Below are 18237 nucleotides of genomic sequence, written 5' to 3'. Positions count from 1 at the left end.
AATCAACGCGAACGTTGTCGCTTAATCGCTGCGACGGCTGCGGTTGCCGCTACCCTGACTGCGACCGCCGGAGTTGCGGTTACCATTACGTTGGCCTTCGCCACCGCTGCTCGCACCGGTACGTTGACCGCCACCGCCACGACGTTGACCGCCAGTCGGTTTAGCATCGCCACTGTGAGCACCTTGGCCATTTCGATTGGCTTGTGGCTTGCGACGGCGTGGTGCTGCAGCTTTGGTCTCAGTGCCATCGCTGTTGTGTTCATTGCCAGCTGGCTTCTTTGGTTTCTTCGGCTTCTTTGCCTTAAGCGGGCGAATCGGCTTAGAGTCATCCAACGGGTTTTGTGGTTCAAATCCAGCCACCATTTCACGCTCTAGGTGCTTTTGAGTCAGCTGTTCAATGGCAACCATTTGCTCCCACTCGTCGGCACACACCAGTGAGATAGCATGACCGGTTGCACCAGCACGGCCAGTTCGGCCAATGCGGTGTACATAGTCTTCTGCCACCTGTGGTAGCTCGTAGTTTACGACTTGTGGCAGTTGGTCGATATCGAGGCCACGGGCGGCGATATCGGTAGCAACCAAGGCACGTACATCACCGGATTTGAACTCAGCCAGAGCGCGAGTACGAGCACCTTGGCTTTTATTGCCGTGGATAGCGGCAGCGGTAATGCTGAACTCTTGCAGGTACTTGGTTAACTTATTAGCACCGTGCTTGGTACGGGTAAACACCAACACCTGTTGCCAGTTATTTTCGCCAATCAGCTGTGCCAGCAGAAGCGGCTTACGCTTCTTATCCACCGGGTGGACAATCTGCTCGACGCTTTTGGCTGTGGCGTTACGTGGCGTCACTGAGATCTCAACCGGATTGTTTACTAAGCCTTTGGCTAGCTCGCGGATCTCGTCGGAGAAGGTGGCGGAGAACAGAAGGTTCTGACGCTTTGCAGGCAACAAGTTAATGATCTTCTTGATGTCGCGGATAAAGCCCATATCGAGCATACGGTCCGCTTCGTCCAGTACCAGCACTTCCAGCTGATCAAAACGAATAGCATTTTGTTGGTACAAGTCGAGAAGGCGACCTGGAGTTGCGACCAATACATCCACACCGCTGCGCAATTTTTGCAGCTGCGGGTTGATCTTTACACCACCAAATACCACTGCAGAGCGCAGCGGCGTGTTCTTGGCGTAAGCGTTAACATTCTCTTCTACCTGTGCGGCTAACTCCCGTGTTGGGGTTAACACCAACGCGCGACACTTGTTGCTGCGAGCGCGTTGACCGTTATTAAGCAGGTGCAGGATCGGAAGGGTGAATCCTGCGGTTTTACCTGTACCTGTCTGCGCTGCCGCCATCACATCTTGGCCTTGCATTACTGCAGGTATTGCTTGGGCCTGAATAGGAGTAGGGACGGTATAGCCCTGAGCGGTAACGGCATCGAGGATCGGTTTAGCTAAACCGAGATCAGTAAACTGCATAGATTTGGGTAACTCTGCTGCTTTCAAGTTGGCCACAACGGCTCTTGAGGGATGCCGAAGTTTACCTGATGCGTACAGTCGCTGCTGGTTTTTCTTTGTTTATTTAGTGGTGTCTTGGTGGTGAGTGTTGTTCAAATGTTGAAACAATGTTTCTCTTTGGCGAAAAAGCATGTGACCTTGGTCTAGGCTTCATTCAATTATCCCTAAATGGGTATAGAGCGAAACCCTCTGAAATCCATACTTAACCCATCTTATTTTTCTGATAAGGCACAGGAAATGGAACATGAGTATCACGTAGTTAGCTTGGTGGTTCACGCCAATCCAGACAAACACCAGCTGGTGGTGGAGCAGTTGCAACAACTGTCCGGCGCCGAATTGGTAACCCATACCAAAGAGCATAAGTATGTTGTGGTTATTGAGGGGAGCACCCGCCAACAGGTACTTGATGGTATTGAAGCAGTTCAAGCAATGAACGGCATTGTTTCCACTACCTTGGCTTATCACCAAGTTGATCAACTAGACAGCGAGAACGCCGCATGAGCATCAGTCGTCGTGATTTTATCAAAGCTAACGCAGCAGCTGCCGCTGCCACCGTTGTTGGCGCTACCCTTCCAATCAAAATGGTTGAAGCAACCGAAGCAGATCATAAAGATCTGAAGTGGCAGAAGGCGGCTTGTCGTTTCTGTGGCACCGGCTGTTCCATCATGGTTGGTACTCAAAACGGTAAAGTTGTTGCCTCTAAAGGTGATACCGAAAGCCCGGTGAACAACGGTTTAGCTTGTATTAAAGGTTACTTCCTACCGAAGATTATGTACGGCAATGATCGTCTTTCTTCGCCGCTGTTGCGCATGAAAAATGGCGCCTTTGACAAATCTGGTGAGCTGACTCCAGTAAGCTGGGAGACCGCTTTTGACGTAATGGCTGACAAATGGAAAGCCTCGTTGAAAGCCAAGGGCCCAACCTCTGTCGGTATGTTTGGTTCTGGTCAATGGACCATCTGGGAAGGCTACGCGGCTTCTAAGATGATGAAAGCCGGTTTCCGCTCGAACAACATTGATCCTAACGCTCGTCACTGTATGGCGTCTGCGGTTGTTGGCTTTATGCGTGCCTTTGGTATCGATGAGCCGATGGGCTGTTACGATGATATCGAGCACGCTAATGCGTTCGTATTGTGGGGTTCTAACGCCGCTGAGATGCACCCAATCCTGTGGCAGCGTTTGTCTGACCGTCGCTTGAGCCACCCGAAAGAGAGCTCAGTACACGTCCTGTCGACCTACGAAAACCGTAGCTTCGAATTGGCTGACAACAAGATGGTGATGAAGCCTCAGTCTGATCTAGTGATCCTGAACTTCATCGCTAACTACATCATCCAAAATGATGCAGTAAACCAAGACTTCATCAACAAGCACACCAAGTTTGCTGAAGCGACTCCAGATATCGGTTACGGCTTGCGCCCGGATCACCCACTAGAGCAGAAAGCGAAGAACGCTGGCAATGGTAAAACCAAGCCAATGACCTTCGCTGAATACAGCAAGTACATCTCTGATTACACCTTGGAGTACGCAGTAGAAGCCTCCGGCGTACCGGCAGAGAACCTGCTGGAGTTGGCTAAGGTCTACGCTGATCCTAAACAAAAAGTGATGAGCATGTGGTGTATGGGTGTGAACCAGCACACCCGTGGTGTTTGGGCTAACAACTCTATCTACAACTTGCACCTGTTAACTGGCAAGATTTCTGAGCCAGGCAACAGCCCATTCTCTTTGACTGGTCAGCCATCCGCTTGTGGTACCGCCCGTGAAGTAGGCACCTTTGCTCACCGTCTGCCTGCAGACATGGTGGTAATGAATCCTAAGCACCGCGAAATTACTGAGAAAAAGTGGCAGCTGCCGGCTGGCACAATTCCAGCGAAACCGGGTTACCACGCGGTTAAACAGAGCCGTATGCTTAAAGACGGCAAGCTGAACGTGTACTGGACCATGTGTACCAACAACATGCAGGCCGGCCCGAACATCAACGAAGAGATCCTACCGGGCTTCTTGAACCCGGAGAACTTCATCATCGTTTCTGATCCGTACCCAACCGTGACTGCGTTAACCGCAGACTTGGTATTGCCAACGGCAATGTGGGTAGAGAAAGAGGGTGGTGTTGGTAACGCTGAGCGTCGTACCCAGTTCTGGCACCAGATGGTGAAACCGCAACCTGGCGCTAAGTCTGACTTATGGCAGTTAATGGAATTCACTAAGCGCTTCACCATGGATGAAGTGTGGACTGAAGAGCTGTTAGCGCAGAAGCCTGAGTACCGTGGCAAGACCATGTTTGACGTGCTGTTCGCTAATGGTGTGGTTGATAAGTACCCACGCAGCGAATGTACCTCTGAATTGAACGACGAGTCTGATGACTTTGGCTTCTATGTGCAAAAAGGCTTGTTTGAAGAGTACGCTGAATTTGGCCGCGGCCATCATCACGATCTCGACAAGTTTGATGTGTACCACCAGGTGCGCGGTAAGCGCTGGCCGGTGATTGACGGTAAAGAAACCCTGTGGCGTTTTAAAGAGGGTTCTGACCCATACGCGAAGAAGGGCTCCGACTTTGACTTTTACGGTAAGCCAGACGGCAAGGCGCTGATTATTGCTTCTCCGTTTGAGCCAGCACCAGAAGAGCCAAACCAAGAGTTCGACATGTGGCTGTCGACCGGTCGCGTCCTTGAGCATTGGCACACCGCCTCTATGACCGCGCGTGTTCCAGAGCTAAATAAGGCGATGCCAACTGCCAAGATCTACATGCACCCACAAGATGCGAAGAAACGCGGTTTGGTAAACGGTGACGAAGTGGTTGTTTCTAGCCCTCGGGGTGAAGTGAAGACCCGAGTTGAAACCAAAGGCCGTAACAAGCCGCCGGTTGGCGTTGTGTTCATGGCGTTCTTTGATGCTCGTGTACTGGTTAATAAGTTGATTCTTGATGCGACGGATCCACTGTCGAAAGAGACCGACTTCAAGAAGTGTCCAGTTAAAGTGGTTAAGGCATAAGGAGCTCGTCATGAAAAAGGTTTTAATCTCAAGCGTATTGGCGGCCCTAGTGCTAACAGGTTGTGGCGCAACGGAAGAAGTTGCACCAGCTGAAGCGCCAAAAGGCATGCGTGATGGTGCACCTGTAGCGGTAACCCTGAGCGCTCAAGATGCAGCGGTTTACCCAAAGAAAACCCCGTTGATTGAACGCAACTGGGAAGGCCAACCACCGGTGATCCCACACGATTACAAGAAGTCGGTTAACCTGAAGAAAAACAGCTGCCTGATGTGCCATAAGCCAGCGAAGCCAGGCAAAAAAGCTAAGGCTACGCCAACCCATGCCTCTCACTATGATGCCGATGGCAAACTGGACAACCTGTTCTATAACTGCCACCAGTGTCACGTTGCAGTGTCTGATGGCCCAGCGGCGATTGGCAGCAACTTCTAATACCGGTATCGCCTTGTTATAGAGGTAATCGTTCTAATCGAAACCGACGGCTATGCCGTCGGTTTTTTTATGGCTGTGTCACAGTTAAGTGATGAGGTTTATATCAAGCCTTCGGCTGTACCGACTGCGGCACTCTTAAGGGGTATGTCGCGATGGCGACGGCACATTCTTGTATGCGCTAGGGGGGGGGGGGGGAGCTTCGCCCCCTTTGCAATCCACCTTGTTTTAGGTCGCAGTCCAAAACACTTCGCTGGACTGCTCCAATGCGGCAGAAGATCAATAGTGGTAGTGCTTTACCCTTAGTCTTGCGACTCTCCTAGCCAGTGCTTTAACAGCATTGGCAAGAACAACACTTAGTTGGTACACAGCCTTTTTTATGGCTGTTGATGAGCAGGTTAATCCGCATTCTTATTTACTACAGCGTAAATGTCATCAGTTTGAACATATATTGAGGCAGTGTTCTGGTTTAGCAGATCTATTGATATGGTGCACTTGGTGTTCTTCAACGTACTGATTTTATGTAAATAATGGGATAGCCAGCAACATCTCAGCCGCTAACTAAGTTAGGATGAAGGCTAGTTGTTATCGACAAGGAAAAGGCAGATGAACAGTAAATGGGTGCTATTGGTTGATACGGTCGATAAAATTGGCCTGATCCATCAAATTACTGGGGTGTTACATCGGCACAATATCAATATTGATAAGAACACCGAGTATGTCGATAAGGCTCAAAATCTGTTCTTTATGCGCAGTGAGATTGAGGGGGATATTGAGCAACAGCAGCTGCTTGATGAACTGCATCAGATCATCCCTAGCGCGCATGTACAGCTCAAGCCGATGGCCAAGAAAAACATCGTGGTGCTGGTGACTAAAGAGGCACACGCCATTGGCGATATCCTTATTAAGCATCAGTTTGATGCGTTGAATGCCAATATCCTAGCGGTGGTCGGCAATCGCGATAATTTGCAGGGGCTAGTTGAGAAGTTTGATATCCCGTTTCATTACGTCAGCCATGAAGGTTTAAGTCGCGAAGAGCATGAAACTGCGGTGCAGGCGACAATCGATCAATACCAACCGGACTATCTAATACTCGCCAAATACATGCGTATTTTAACGCCGCAATTTGTCGAGTCCTATCCGAGTCAGATCATCAATATTCACCATTCATTCCTGCCGGCATTTATTGGCGCTAATCCCTATAAGCAAGCGTTCGAACGTGGCGTGAAGATTATCGGGGCCACAGCCCACTTTGTTAACAACAACCTCGATGAAGGGCCAATTATTTGTCAGAACGTGATTCCAGTGGATCACAGTGACTCGTGGCAGCAGATGGCGAGTAAAGGCCGCGATGTTGAGCGGACAGTTCTGGCTAATGCGCTACGCTTGGTGCTTGACGATCAGGTGTTTGTCAGTGGCAACAAAACGGTTCTGCTGTAACCGCTGGCACTTGCGCTATTGATGGATTAATCGACTGTATTGAATGAAAGTTCGGCGGTTAACACCTGCTAAGTGCTTAACCGTTAGAGCGCAATTTAAATATTCGATATTATTAGTGATTACTCCACATCGAGTGGAACCACAAAGGATTTAAGAGGCAAGCATGCAAGCGTGGTATCTGCTTTATTGCAAAGGACGCAGGGAAAAAACGGTGCAGCAATCATTTGAGCACCGCCAGATCACCTGTTATGTGCCAGAGATTGAAATCGAAGCGATCATCGCTGGCAAGAAGCAGCGCAAAATGGTGCCACTGTTTCCGAACTACGTGTTTGTTCGATTTGATCCGCATATCAGCGGTTACGGTGAGATTACTCGAGTGCCTAATGTTGCTAGTATTGTGCGGACTAACGGCGAGTTAGCACCCGTTGAGTTGTCACTGGTGGTAGGGCTACGGGAAGCGTTAAAACGGCGAACTGAGCCAGAAGTAGACCTGCCGAAAAAAGGCGATAAAGTGGTGATTACTGACGGAGCTTTTGCCAACCTAGAGGCGGTTTTTGAAGAGCCTGATGGTGAAAAACGCAGTATTTTGTTGGTCAAAATGCTCGGTGAAATGCAAAAGATGAATGTTGATAATCTCGGTTTTCGTCGTCTCTAAGACCCACTTAGTTAGGCTACTTACTAAGCGGCATACGCAACAGCAACGAATAGCAAAGACCACGCGCCCTAACGCTTCTACCTAGCCAAGCCACAACCATATCCCTAAGAACACCATAATAGAGCCGGACAGACGATTCATCAGTTGTACGTTGTTGTGGCTTAGCAGCCGGCGCAGGCTGCTGCCACCGCTGGCGTATAAGCTCATGCAGATGAACTCACATACCATTATCACCGCTAACAGCCCTAACATTTGTGGTAATAACGGTTGGCTTTGATTTAAGAATGGTGGCAGCAGAGCCACCATAAAGGCCCAACCTTTAGGGTTAGCGATGGCCGTGAGGAATCCGCGCATCGCCAAGCTCTTAGCACTAACGTCTGTAACGGCTTCGGTTTGTACCAAGCCGCCGCTGCTGCGCCATGAATTGATGCCAAGATAGATCAGGTAAGCGCCGCCTATCAGCTTTAATCCGGTAAATAACATGGGGTGGGTCAGCAATATAGCTGCTACGCCAAAGGCGGCAGCCATCGCCACCAGTGCCACGCCACAAAGCTCACCAAGCATCATCGGTAGGGTGCGACGCAAACCAATGCTCATGCCTAGGCTAAGTGCCAACAACATGCACATTCCTGGAGTAATAGACACCAGAAAAAAGGTAGGGATAAATAGAGCGATGGTAGTGAGTTCGGGCATGGTAAGTTGATGCTTATGCTGATTGGACCGTTATAACCCAAACAGGCCGCCAACGAGAGCGCTGGCGGCCTGTTTTAACTGATGCTGCTTACTTCAGTTCGATACCGTCTTTAAGGATGGTGATCTGACCGGACTTGTAGAGACCACCAATAGCGCGCTTGAATACTGCTTTGGATACACCAAAGGTACGCTTAATGGTTTCCGGATCGGTCTTATCGTAGATCGGAGCAAATCCGTTTGGCTGGTTTTGTAGGTAACTGATGATGTGATCGGATACCTGATCTGCCTGCTTGTGGACTGGTGGGTTGATGGAGACATCAATGCCACCGCCATCACGAACCTTCTTGATAAAGCCCGGCATACGCATGCCTGGCTTTAGGTCCTTGAAGACGCTGTCGAAGTAAATCACACCCCAATGTTCATTGTTGATGATCGCCTTGTAGCCGATGTCGGACTTACCGGCAATCAGCAGCGACACCTTTTCGCCATTACTGTAATTTGCAGGAGTCTTGTCGAGGAAGCGATCAATCTTAGCGGATGCGGCAATGCGATCGGTGTGTTGATCAACGTAGAGGTAGACTACGTAGAAGCGACCCTCTTCGAACGGCTTCTTTTGCTGGTTAAATGGCACCAGCAGATCTTTGTCCAAGCCCCAATCGAGGAATGCACCAAAATCGGTGGTTGCGGAACATTTCAGGCTCGCAAATTGACCCACCTGGGCTTTTGGCTTCATGGTGGTAGCAATAAACTGATCTTCGGAATCAAGGTATAGGAACACCTCAACCTTAGCGCCCACTTCGGTGCCTTCCGGAACCCATTTCTTAGGCAGCAGGATCTCACCCAGATCGTCGCCGTCTAAGTAAACGCCAAAGCCCACTTTCTTAACGACCTCAAGGGTGTTGTATTGACCGATTTCGACCATGCTGACTCCATTACGGATTAAAGGGGCGCAGAGTATACCGACTTTAGCGCTAAATTGCCGTGATTTCTGCTTTAGTTAAGTAACGGTATTCCCCCGCCTTTAACAGCGGATCTAAAGTGATAGGCCCCATAGTCTCGCGATGTAAACCGACCACTGGGTTACGGAAGCGGCCGAACATCCGTTTGATTTGATGATAGCGGCCTTCAAAGATGGTCAGTCGCGCGCGGTGGCTGTCTAACTGCTGCAGTTGGGCTGGGCTGGTCGTGATCCCTTCGTACTCAAAATATATGCCTTGGGCAAACCGTTCAGCGGTGCCGGGGTCAATGGGGTTAGCCAAGGTGACCAGATAGGTTTTGGGCTTCTTCAATTCCGGCTCGGTGATCCGGCGTGACCATAAACCGTCGTTGGTAAGCAGCAGTAAGCCGGTGCTAGCTTTGTCGAGCCGGCCGGCAATATGCAGTTCGGTTTGCAGTGATTGTGGCAGCAATGACAACGCCGTTGGGTGCTCGGGATCTGTGGTGGCGCTAACCACTCCGGCCGGTTTGTTCAACATTAGGTACAACGCTGCTTTGCCGTGCTGTACGGATTGGTCATCGACATCTACGCTGGCAAACTGAGAAACCTCGTATTCACCTTGGCGAATCACCTCGTTATTGACCCGCACTCGGCCTTGGATTAACAACAGCTGCGCATGGCGGCGGTTCCAGCTTGGCTGGCCGCTAAGTAATCTATCTAATCGCATGGGACACATTATCCCATTTGCGCAGTGACTTAGCTAATGAGAATCACTTTAGCGACGGCGCCTTTTGGGCTAGAATAGCGAGCGTTTTTTCTATCGGATAGTTTCCGCGCATGACAGGGCAGCCATGACATTACGCGTCGCCATAAACGGCTATGGCCGGATCGGACGTTCCACCTTGCGAGCGCTTTATGAAAGTGGCCATCGCGATCAGATTGAGATCGTTGCTATTAATGAACTGGCTAAGCCAGAAGGCATAGCCCATCTGACTCAGTTTGATACCACCCACGGCCGCTTCCACCTGCCAGTCAACAGTGCCGAAGGCTTGTTGATGGTCGGGGATGATCGCATTCAGCTTTTCCATCAAGCTGACCCAAGCCAATTACCTTGGGCGCAGCTCAATATCGATGTGGTATTTGAATGTACCGGCAGTGCCAAGACTGCAGCGGCATGCCAAGCCCATTTGGAAGCAGGTGCCAAACGAGTACTCATTTCTAACCCTGCTGATCATCACGTGGATGCCACCGTTGTTTATGGGGTCAATCACCATGAACTGAACGGTAGCGAACGCATTGTTTCTAATGCTTCTTGTACCACCAATTGCTCAGTGCCGGTGTTAAAGCTACTTGACGATGCCTTTGGGATTGAGCGTGGTGCTATTACAACCATCCATTCGTCGATGAATGACCAGCAGGTGATCGACGCTTATCATGATGATCTCCGTCGTACCCGTGCAGCTAGCCAATCAATCATTCCGGTAGATACTCGTTTAGCGCGCGGCATTGAACGCATCTTGCCCAATCTGCATAACAAACTTGAAGCCATTGCCGTTCGTGTTCCCACCACTAATGTGACCGCGATGGATCTGTCGTTAACTCTGCGCGACAGAGTTGATATTGAACAAATTAACCAGCGTTTAAAGCAAGCAATCCAGCAATTTCCTGACATTGTTGGTTTTACCCAAGCACCTTTGGTATCTATCGACTTTAATCATGATACACACTCCTGCGTTATCGACGGCAGCCAGACGCGGGTGGCTGATGGTCACCTAGTGAAATTGCTGTTGTGGTGCGATAACGAATGGGGCTTTGCTAACCGAATGCTGGATACGGCTGTGGCAATGCACACCGCCGAACAAGATTGATAAACATTGAGGTAATCTATGACCATTCTTAAAATGACCGATCTGGATTTGGCCGGCAAGCGCGTGCTAATTCGTCAAGATCTGAATGTGCCGATTAAAGACGGTAAAGTCACTTCCGATGCGCGGATCCTAGCGTCTATACCAACCATTGAACACGCCCTAAAAGCTGGCGCAAGTGTGATGGTTATGTCTCATCTTGGTCGTCCAGTCGAAGGTGAGTTTGAGCAGAAGTTTTCGCTGCAACCAGTAGTGGATTACCTTGCTGACAAGCTTACTGTACCGGTGCGTCTTGAGAGTAACTACCTCAATGGTTTTACGCCGGTAGCCGGTGAACTGACGGTGCTGGAAAACGTTCGTTTTAACCGCGGCGAAAAGAAAGACGACGAAGGCCTTGCCAAATCGTACGCCGAGCTGTGTGACATCTACGTAATGGATGCCTTTGGTACCGCACATCGCGCGCAAGCTTCTACCCATGGTGCTGGTGTCTATGCTCCTGTTGCCTGTGCCGGACCACTGTTAGCTGGTGAACTGGATGCACTGGGCAAAGCCTTAGATAATCCAGCTCGGCCAATGGTTGCCATTGTCGGTGGCTCTAAAGTCTCCACCAAACTGACCGTACTGGAGTCGTTAGCGACCAAGGTTGACCAGCTGGTTGTTGGCGGCGGCATTGCCAACACCTTTATCGCTGCTGCTGGCCATGGCGTGGGTAAATCGCTTTACGAAGCTGATTTAGTGGCACAGGCGCAAAAACTGACTGCCGATGCGCAGAGCAATGGCGGTGACATCCCTGTACCAACTGACGTAGTTTGCGCCGATAAATTTGCTGAAGACGCGACCGCAACGCTAAAAGGTGTTGCTGATGTAACCGCAGAAGACATGATCTTCGATATCGGCCCAGACAGCGCTGAACAGCTAGCTGCCATTTTGAAGAATGCCGGCACTATTGTCTGGAACGGCCCGGTTGGCGTATTTGAGTTTGATCAGTTTGGTAAAGGGACTGAGCGCATCGCCCGTGCCATTGCCGAATCCACTGCGTTCTCGATTGCTGGCGGTGGTGATACCTTAGCTGCTGTAGATAAATACGGTATCGCTGAGCAGGTTTCTTACATATCTACCGGCGGTGGCGCTTTCTTGGAATTCCTTGAGGGCAAAACATTACCTGCGGTTGAGATGCTGACCAAGCGCGCAGATAAGTAACAGTTTATTGGCTGGATGCCATAAAGAGCGACGGGGAAACCCGTTGCTACCGAAAATTTTATACATAATAAATGGAGCCTATCATGGCCTTGATCTCCCTACGACAGCTGCTGGATCACGCTGCTGAACACAGCTATGGCGTACCAGCATTTAACGTCAACAACCTAGAGCAGATGCGCGCCATCATGCAGGCTGCTGAGCAAACCGACTCTCCGGTTATCGTGCAGGCTTCTGCTGGTGCGCGTAAGTACGCTCGCCCACAATTTCTAAAGTACTTGATGAATGCGGCACTGGAGCAGTACCCAGATGTACCAGTATGTATCCATCAAGATCACGGTACCTCGCCAGACGTATGTCAGCGCTCTATCCAAATGGGTTTCAGCTCAGTAATGATGGATGGTTCTCTGCACGCCGACGGTAAGACCCCTGCGGATTACGGCTACAACGTCCAAGTAACTCAGCGTACCGTTGCGTTTGCCCACGCTTGTGGTGTGTCCGTTGAAGGTGAAATCGGTTGTTTGGGGAGCCTCGAAACCGGCATGGCTGGTGAAGAAGACGGTGTCGGTGCGGAAGGTGTATTGAGCCACGACCAGCTGTTGACCGATCCTGAAGAAGCAGCACGCTTTGTTGCTGCGACCAAGGTTGATGCGTTGGCTATCGCTATTGGTACTTCTCATGGCGCTTACAAGTTCTCTAAGAAACCTACCGGAGAAGTACTGCGAATGGATCGCATCAAAGAGATCCACGCGCGCATCCCTGACACTCACTTGGTAATGCATGGCTCCTCTTCAGTGCCGCAAGAGTGGCTGGAGATCATCAACCAATACGGTGGTGAAATCCCTGAAACCTACGGTGTGCCAGTGGAAGAGATCGTTGAAGGCATCAAGTACGGTGTACGTAAAGTAAACATCGATACCGATCTACGTTTGGCGTCTACCGGTGCGGTACGTAAGTTCCTTGCTGAAAATCCAGCAGAGTTTGATCCGCGTAAATTCCTGAAGGCATCGATGGATGCAATGGCTGGGATCTGTACTGATCGTTTCGAAGCCTTTGGCTGTGCAGGTCAAGGCAGTAAGCTGAAGCCACTGAGCCTGCAGGCGATGTACAAGCGCTACCAGACCGGTGAGTTGGATCCAAAAGTAAACATTTAACGCTTTCACTGGATGTTACAACGCTCACTTCGGTGGGCGTTTTTTTTGCCTGAATAAGTGCTTATTAGCTGATATATCGAACGATTGTCGCTGTTGGTGCTGTTTTTCTGTTAGTGATCTGTAACAATGCGCCAAAAGTAGTAGATGTTGATGTACGGAGAGATAAATGAAACGGACTTTGATTGCAGTATTCCTATGTGTACCAGCTATCGCAGTAGCAGAATATAGTGCTGAAGCTGAACTGGGTGCAACCATGACCAGCGGTAACACCGAAAGTACTAGTATCTTGGCTAAGTACAACAGCGAACATAAGCTTGGTGATTGGACTAACCACTACAAGCTGGAAGCCCTGTATAGTGAAGATGACGATGAACGTTCTGCAGAGCGTTATCGCGGTGAAGTTCAGACTGATTACCCCGCGTCGGGCAAGCACTATTTTTTTGCGGTATTGAATGCAGAAACCGATAAATTTAGTGGTTACGAATACGTAGTTACAGGCGCGGCAGGTTACGGTAACCGCTTCATTGAAGAAGAAGATATGACCCTTCTATTTGAGGTTGGCCCTGGTTACAGCTACAAAAAAATCGATGAAGATTTGGTTGTAGACAAAGACAATGAGTCCGATGTGATTGTGCGCGCTAAAACAGAGTTTTGGTGGAAGTTTTCTGATAACGCTGAATTCAAGCAAACCCTTGGTTCGGATATCGCCTTCGATGGCGCTACCATCAGCTTTAGCGAAAGCTCGTTGGTTGCCAATCTGGTTGGTGAGCTGGCGATGAAGCTGTCCTACAACATTAAACACAACAGTGATCCCGGTGGCGATACCGACAGCACCGATACTATTTTAGCGGCGACCTTGCTCTATAAGTTTTAAGCTAATTAACCATAAAAAAAACCGCCATTTGGCGGTTTTTTTTAGGCTGTGTAGCAACTAAGTATTGTTCTAACCAATACCGTTAAAGCAGCGGCTAGGCGCGTCCCGACACAATGGGTAAAGCTCCCCTTTGGGTGCTGCCGCCACCGCGACATAGCCCCTCTCAAATACCACTACCGTTACCAGCCCAAGGCTTGAGATAAATCTCAACAGTTAACTACGACACAGCCCTTTTTTATGACTGGTGTTGGTAAACCTTAACTGGGCTCTAGAGGCTGCTTTGCCCTATATCGAGCTTTTGGAAATGCGGGTGTGGGCTTGGCAATAACGCTGGCCGGTCATCCGAGCGCGTTCAATGGCCGCTAACGCCTCATCCAATAGCTGCACCCAGTTGGCATCAACATCGCTTTGAGACAAACCTATGATGGTTTGTTGGCCGAGATCGGCGTCGTCCAATAGCTTTAATAGACCAGCCGCCAGTTGCGACGCCTGCGTGTGTTGCCAGCGTGGCAGTAAGATCTGAATCTCACTAGGGTGAGAGAAGTTGCCCAATACCGCTTCTGGCGGCAGTGCTGCGACAAGGTGATTGAGGATCTCATGCTGTCTAAAAAGGGTCTGATCAGCATCAGAGAAACTGTTTATTTCCGAGTCATTGCCAATGCTAAGCACCATCAAACAGTGTTGGTGGTTGGGCTGCTGTCGCAGCAGTTGACCAAGGTTGCCACGGCTAATATTGCCAGCTAACCCGTCGTCACTATAGAGTGACAGATCTCTAAGTGGTGTGAGGGTCAAGATCCGATTTCCTTCCTCAATATGGGTTAACTCTGAGATTTGAATGCTGGCCAAGCAGCGGCATATGGCGGCATCACCACGGCGGATCCACAGCTGACTTTGCCAGAAACCGCGCGAAGTTAACTGAGTTTCCATCAGCTGGTTCATGTCTTCACTGCACAGCGGCAGCAGTTGCTGCCAGTTACTATGCAGCAACTGCTGCAATGGAGTCTTGGTGATGGCGGTCATGGCCCGATTGCAGTTAATGATGTTTTGGTTAGCACCAATTAAAGCAATACCGCTACCACTGTCGCTCAACTGCTCGTATTGAGCTAAGCGCAATGCTTGTTCTCGCTGTTGTGGACTCTCCTCTAAGCGCATTAATAACAGCACTTCGTTTGGCTCGATGTAAAAACTATGCAGATTTATCCGTAGTTGCGAGTTTTGTTGGTTAGTTAGCTGCAACGCTCCATGCCAGTAGCCGGAGGTACGTGCCATCTGCCAAACCACATCGATGCCGATCATCTCGCTATGAAATAACCGACTGAAGCGACGATCTTCCAGTTTGGTTGCTTCGATGCCAAGTTGTTCAACCAGCTGTTGGTTGACACTGATGCAGTAGCCGTCGCTGTTAAACAACATCGAACCAATATTGGATTGATACAGTTGCTCAGCCAGTTTATTGGCGCGCTTTTGAGCGCGTTGGGTTAACCGTTGTCGTCGTTGCAACCATAAGAACAAGCTAAGAAACAGCAGCACCATCGCCATAATTGCTCGGATCTGCCAGCGAAAGCGATTCTCAATTGGCATATTGGTATTAGCGTCAATGTAAGACAGTAGGTAGACCGAGTCGTTATTGCTTGGCCTTACTTTCATAAAGATCAGGTTTTTATCACCAAGTTGATATTGACCGAAACCCTCCTTACCCATGTACTCCCAGACGCCAGGATAAAGTTGACGCAGTGGTGTCTTACCGTGCTTTTCGGGTTCGGTTAGATGAATATATTGACCACTTTGATTAACCAAAAATAGCGCTGGTTTTTCGCCATAGGTGATGCTGTAGATTGATTCCCATAACTCATTGAGGCGAACGTTAACTAACAGGTAACTCGCACCGTGACGATTGTTGTTGAGTGGGGTTAGTGTCCAAACGCGCGCTTCGCCGTCGGGATTATTGAGTTCCAACGGTGACAGATATACGTCTGCCATAGTTAATGTCGACATCGCTTGTTGTAGCGCCCGTTTGCTTACACTGAGTTGCCGATCTTCACCAGTGGAGATAACAATATTGCCGTCTTTATCAATCAAGGCGATGTCTTGGTAAGCGAGAACCCGCGCTTGTAATCGCGACAGTACTTGGTGAGTTCGGCTTAAGTCGTTGTCGTCTCCGTCTAACAGTTCAGAAAGCAGGCTGAACTGTTTGAGGGTAATGGTATCTACCCGTTGTTGTTGCAAGGTATCGTTGATGCGATCGCTAAATATTTGAAGGGCTGCAAATCGTTGATTTGATAATCTTTTTTGCAGATCGGTGCGGTTGGTGTAGAGAACTGATTCGGTTAATACCACGGTAACCAATGCAATCAGTAACAGCTTAGCAATAAATAGCAACGAGCTGCTGGTTGCCCAGGAGTCGGATTGCCTTCGGTTAATGATGTGATGCAAATCGTTATTGCTTGTGGGTGTCACTGTTGCCAATCCGTTAATGAGGGCATTGACGACACAATAACACGAGGGCCTATTTCATCGAAATAGGCCCTCGTTTTCAAATGCAGTTTTTGTTAGCAAACAAGCTGATTATTTTTTCTTTTTCTTCTTTGAAGCTGAGGTTTTAGCCTTGGCTTTGGTCTTTTTCGGCTTGCCGAATTTCGGTGCCTTAGACAGCGGACGCAGGCTTTCGATTACGCGGTAGCGAATGGGCTCACCAACGTAACGCTGGATCTTCTCTAAGTGTGGGTAGTCATGCGCTTCCACGATAGATACGGCGCTGCCCTTGGCACCAGCACGAGCGGTACGACCGATACGGTGTAAGTATATGTCGCCCTTACGCGGCAAATCGTAGTTGATTACGTGGGTCACGTCTTGGATATCCAAGCCACGAGCGGCGACATCGGTGGCAACCAGATGCTTTACCTTGCCCTCTTTGAACAACTCGATGGCACGATCTCGTTGTCCCTGAGCCATGTCGCCTTGCAATACTGCAATGCGTACCTTAGAGGCGAACAACTTCGAGTTTAGCTGTACTGCGCGCTCACGGGTGCGGACGAAGATGATACTGCGCTCACACTCTTCGTCGGCCAGCAGACGCTTCAGAAGCTTGTATTTGTGGTTAGCATCGTCAGCACGGTAGTAGCTCTGGTTAATCTTTTTACGCTCACTGCGTGGCGGCTTGGCGTCGCAACGCACAGGATCTTCCAGCAGTTTATGCACAAATTGGTTCAGGCCAGAGCCTTCCAAGGTGGCAGAGAACAGCATGGTTTGCTTACGCCAGCGCACTTCATTAGCAATGTGTTCAACCACTGGCATAAAGCCCAAATCGAGCATGCGATCGGCTTCGTCGATAATCAGAAGTTCTACCTGGCGTGGATCAAAGCGCTCGCTCTCAAGGTAGTACTCAAGACGTCCTGGAGTTGCTACCAAGATATCTAGGTTAGCGGTAAGCAGGTCGGCATCCAGCTGGTAATCGCGGCCACCAACAATAGCGCCGATGGTCAACTCGGTGCCACGGACTAGTTTTTCACCATACTGACGCACCTGCTCAGCCAACTCACGAGTAGGGGTGAGAATCAGTACGCGGGCATGACCTGGGTCGCGGCGACGGAAATCAAGCAGATGCTGGATTGCAGGCAACAGGAAAGCGGCGGTTTTGCCGGTACCGGTTGGGGCGTTGGCGAGAATGTCACGTTGCTCTAACGCACATTCCAGCACTTCGGTCTGAATGGTAGTAGGTTTTGTGTAACCGGCCTTGGCCAGTGCACTGAGTAACCGCGGATCAAGATCTAATTCTAAAAAGCTCATCAGTGGTTGGATCCAAGATGTAGGTAAAAGTTGTCGGTTAAGACTCGAAATTGTTCGCTGTAACCACCGTGTTGATGGATTACTAGCGTTTGTTGGTCACACTCGCACCGTTGCTTACCAAAGGTTAGCAGTTGTCGCTGCACCGGTTTTTTGGCGGTGGTGTGCACCAACAGTTGTCGCTGTAGGTGTAAGCCAAACAGCGGCAACGATGTAATCAGTTGTTGTGCTTCTGCTTGCGGCAAAATCACATTGGCATAGCCCGTTGGACTAAGCAGGCGAGCACATTGTTCGAGCAACTGCTGATGGCTTAGCTGATCATGGTGCCGTGCCGTTGCTCGTCCCTGGCTTTTATCGCTGCGAGCGCCATTAGTAAAGTAGGGCGGATTGCAGATGATGGCATCCACTTGGCCTTGCCACTGCTGTATTGGCCCATGATACAGGTTAATTCGATGCTGCCATGCACTGGCAGCAAAGTTTTCTGTCGCTTGCAAAGCGGCATCACGATCGATCTCAATTGCTGTAATAGCGCAGTTACTTCGCTGCGCGGCCATTAGCGCCAATAGTCCTGAGCCGGTACCAATGTCGGCAACATGGCCGTTGTCTGGCAGTTTGGCCCAAGCTCCAAGCATAACGCCATCGGTGCTTACCGGCATACCACAACGGTCATGTTCGATATGGAATTGCTTAAAGGTAAAGCTCATCGATAAGTCCACATA

At 49.8% G+C, this 18237-nt stretch carries 16 protein-coding genes; 9 read left to right on the top strand and 7 right to left on the bottom strand.

Going from position 1 to position 18237, the window contains the following annotated elements; genetic code table 11:
- Positions 1–21 precede the first annotated feature (21 nt).
- Positions 22–1470, bottom strand: a complete 1449-nt coding sequence (locus HER31_RS11590; RefSeq protein WP_168663303.1) for a DEAD/DEAH box helicase — start codon at positions 1468–1470, stop codon at positions 22–24.
- 276 nt (positions 1471–1746) lie between these two features.
- On the opposite strand from HER31_RS11590, the gene HER31_RS11585 reads away from it, so the two are divergent.
- The 5 genes from HER31_RS11585 (at position 1747) to rfaH (ending at position 7015) form a co-directional block, all read left to right on the top strand.
- Entirely contained in the window at positions 1747–2010 is a 264-nt protein-coding gene (locus HER31_RS11585; RefSeq protein WP_168660732.1) for a chaperone NapD, read from the top strand.
- Positions 2007–4496 (top strand): nitrate reductase catalytic subunit NapA, encoded by a 2490-nt coding sequence (gene napA / locus HER31_RS11580; protein ID WP_168660731.1) that lies wholly within the window; start codon positions 2007–2009, stop codon positions 4494–4496. The genes HER31_RS11585 and napA overlap by 4 nt, the downstream gene beginning before the upstream one ends.
- 10 nt (positions 4497–4506) lie before the next feature.
- Complete coding sequence (locus tag HER31_RS11575; protein ID WP_168660730.1) at positions 4507–4923, top strand: nitrate reductase cytochrome c-type subunit; 417 nt, start codon at positions 4507–4509, stop codon at positions 4921–4923.
- Positions 4924–5526: 603 nt separating this feature from the next.
- Positions 5527–6360, top strand: a complete 834-nt coding sequence (gene purU / locus HER31_RS11570) for a formyltetrahydrofolate deformylase (protein WP_168660729.1) — start codon at positions 5527–5529, stop codon at positions 6358–6360.
- Between the two features lie 163 nt (positions 6361–6523).
- Positions 6524–7015 (top strand): transcription/translation regulatory transformer protein RfaH, encoded by a 492-nt coding sequence (gene rfaH, locus HER31_RS11565; RefSeq protein WP_168660728.1) that lies wholly within the window; start codon positions 6524–6526, stop codon positions 7013–7015.
- 81 nt (positions 7016–7096) lie between these two features.
- On the opposite strand, the gene HER31_RS11560 is transcribed toward rfaH, so the two are convergent.
- The 3 genes from HER31_RS11560 to HER31_RS11550 all read right to left on the bottom strand — a co-directional run bounded on the left by HER31_RS11560 (position 7097) and on the right by HER31_RS11550 (position 9372).
- Positions 7097–7708, bottom strand: coding sequence for a LysE family translocator (locus HER31_RS11560; protein WP_168660727.1), 612 nt, complete (start codon positions 7706–7708; stop codon positions 7097–7099).
- A gap of 88 nt (positions 7709–7796) precedes the next feature.
- Positions 7797–8630, bottom strand: a complete 834-nt coding sequence (locus tag HER31_RS11555; RefSeq protein ID WP_168660726.1) for a CvfB family protein — start codon at positions 8628–8630, stop codon at positions 7797–7799.
- Between the two features lie 49 nt (positions 8631–8679).
- On the bottom strand, positions 8680–9372 hold the full coding sequence (locus HER31_RS11550; protein WP_168660725.1) for a pseudouridine synthase: 693 nt from the start codon (positions 9370–9372) through the stop codon (positions 8680–8682).
- Positions 9373–9496: 124 nt separating this feature from the next.
- Here HER31_RS11550 and epd point away from each other — a divergent pair, with 124 nt between their 5' ends.
- From epd to HER31_RS11530, 4 genes are all read left to right on the top strand, one after another.
- A complete protein-coding gene (epd, locus tag HER31_RS11545) occupies positions 9497–10513 on the top strand; it encodes an erythrose-4-phosphate dehydrogenase (protein ID WP_168660724.1) in 1017 nt (338 codons plus the stop codon).
- An 18-nt stretch (positions 10514–10531) separates the two neighbouring features.
- Positions 10532–11710, top strand: a complete 1179-nt coding sequence (locus tag HER31_RS11540; protein ID WP_168660723.1) for a phosphoglycerate kinase — start codon at positions 10532–10534, stop codon at positions 11708–11710.
- A gap of 83 nt (positions 11711–11793) precedes the next feature.
- Positions 11794–12861, top strand: coding sequence for a class II fructose-bisphosphate aldolase (fba, locus tag HER31_RS11535; protein ID WP_168660722.1), 1068 nt, complete (start codon positions 11794–11796; stop codon positions 12859–12861).
- A gap of 166 nt (positions 12862–13027) precedes the next feature.
- A complete protein-coding gene (locus HER31_RS11530; protein ID WP_168660721.1) occupies positions 13028–13735 on the top strand; it encodes a DUF481 domain-containing protein in 708 nt (235 codons plus the stop codon).
- A gap of 285 nt (positions 13736–14020) precedes the next feature.
- Here the strand turns inward: HER31_RS11530 and HER31_RS11525 are convergent, their stop codons facing one another.
- The 3 genes from HER31_RS11525 to HER31_RS11515 all read right to left on the bottom strand — a co-directional run bounded on the left by HER31_RS11525 (position 14021) and on the right by HER31_RS11515 (position 18222).
- Complete coding sequence (locus HER31_RS11525) at positions 14021–16168, bottom strand: PAS domain-containing protein (RefSeq protein WP_168660720.1); 2148 nt, start codon at positions 16166–16168, stop codon at positions 14021–14023.
- A gap of 132 nt (positions 16169–16300) precedes the next feature.
- Entirely contained in the window at positions 16301–17521 is a 1221-nt protein-coding gene (gene srmB / locus HER31_RS11520; RefSeq protein ID WP_168660719.1) for an ATP-dependent RNA helicase SrmB, read from the bottom strand.
- Complete coding sequence (locus HER31_RS11515; protein WP_168660718.1) at positions 17521–18222, bottom strand: tRNA1(Val) (adenine(37)-N6)-methyltransferase; 702 nt, start codon at positions 18220–18222, stop codon at positions 17521–17523. Before HER31_RS11515 ends, srmB begins: the two co-directional genes overlap by 1 nt.
- Positions 18223–18237: the final 15 nt, after the last annotated feature.

Origin of the sequence: Ferrimonas lipolytica (genome assembly GCF_012295575.1) — a bacterium.
Lineage (GTDB): Bacteria > Pseudomonadota > Gammaproteobacteria > Enterobacterales > Shewanellaceae > Ferrimonas > Ferrimonas lipolytica.
This window is presented reverse-complemented; position numbering and strand designations above follow the sequence as displayed.

What these genes read in the sequence shown, in the direction of transcription:
- HER31_RS11540 (WP_168660723.1), top strand. Translation starts at nt 10,532, where the DNA reads ATGACCATTCTTAAAATGACCGATCTGGATTTGGCCGGCAAGCGCGTG.
- HER31_RS11550 (WP_168660725.1), bottom strand. Translation starts at nt 9,372, where the DNA reads ATGCGATTAGATAGATTACTTAGCGGCCAGCCAAGCTGGAACCGCCGC.
- HER31_RS11590 (WP_168663303.1), bottom strand. Translation starts at nt 1,470, where the DNA reads ATGCAGTTTACTGATCTCGGTTTAGCTAAACCGATCCTCGATGCCGTT.
- fba (WP_168660722.1), top strand. Translation starts at nt 11,794, where the DNA reads ATGGCCTTGATCTCCCTACGACAGCTGCTGGATCACGCTGCTGAACAC.
- purU (WP_168660729.1), top strand. Translation starts at nt 5,527, where the DNA reads ATGAACAGTAAATGGGTGCTATTGGTTGATACGGTCGATAAAATTGGC.
- HER31_RS11515 (WP_168660718.1), bottom strand. Translation starts at nt 18,222, where the DNA reads ATGAGCTTTACCTTTAAGCAATTCCATATCGAACATGACCGTTGTGGT.
- epd (WP_168660724.1), top strand. Translation starts at nt 9,497, where the DNA reads ATGACATTACGCGTCGCCATAAACGGCTATGGCCGGATCGGACGTTCC.
- HER31_RS11575 (WP_168660730.1), top strand. Translation starts at nt 4,507, where the DNA reads ATGAAAAAGGTTTTAATCTCAAGCGTATTGGCGGCCCTAGTGCTAACA.
- HER31_RS11560 (WP_168660727.1), bottom strand. Translation starts at nt 7,708, where the DNA reads ATGCCCGAACTCACTACCATCGCTCTATTTATCCCTACCTTTTTTCTG.
- HER31_RS11585 (WP_168660732.1), top strand. Translation starts at nt 1,747, where the DNA reads ATGGAACATGAGTATCACGTAGTTAGCTTGGTGGTTCACGCCAATCCA.
- napA (WP_168660731.1), top strand. Translation starts at nt 2,007, where the DNA reads ATGAGCATCAGTCGTCGTGATTTTATCAAAGCTAACGCAGCAGCTGCC.
- HER31_RS11555 (WP_168660726.1), bottom strand. Translation starts at nt 8,630, where the DNA reads ATGGTCGAAATCGGTCAATACAACACCCTTGAGGTCGTTAAGAAAGTG.
- rfaH (WP_168660728.1), top strand. Translation starts at nt 6,524, where the DNA reads ATGCAAGCGTGGTATCTGCTTTATTGCAAAGGACGCAGGGAAAAAACG.
- srmB (WP_168660719.1), bottom strand. Translation starts at nt 17,521, where the DNA reads ATGAGCTTTTTAGAATTAGATCTTGATCCGCGGTTACTCAGTGCACTG.
- HER31_RS11530 (WP_168660721.1), top strand. Translation starts at nt 13,028, where the DNA reads ATGAAACGGACTTTGATTGCAGTATTCCTATGTGTACCAGCTATCGCA.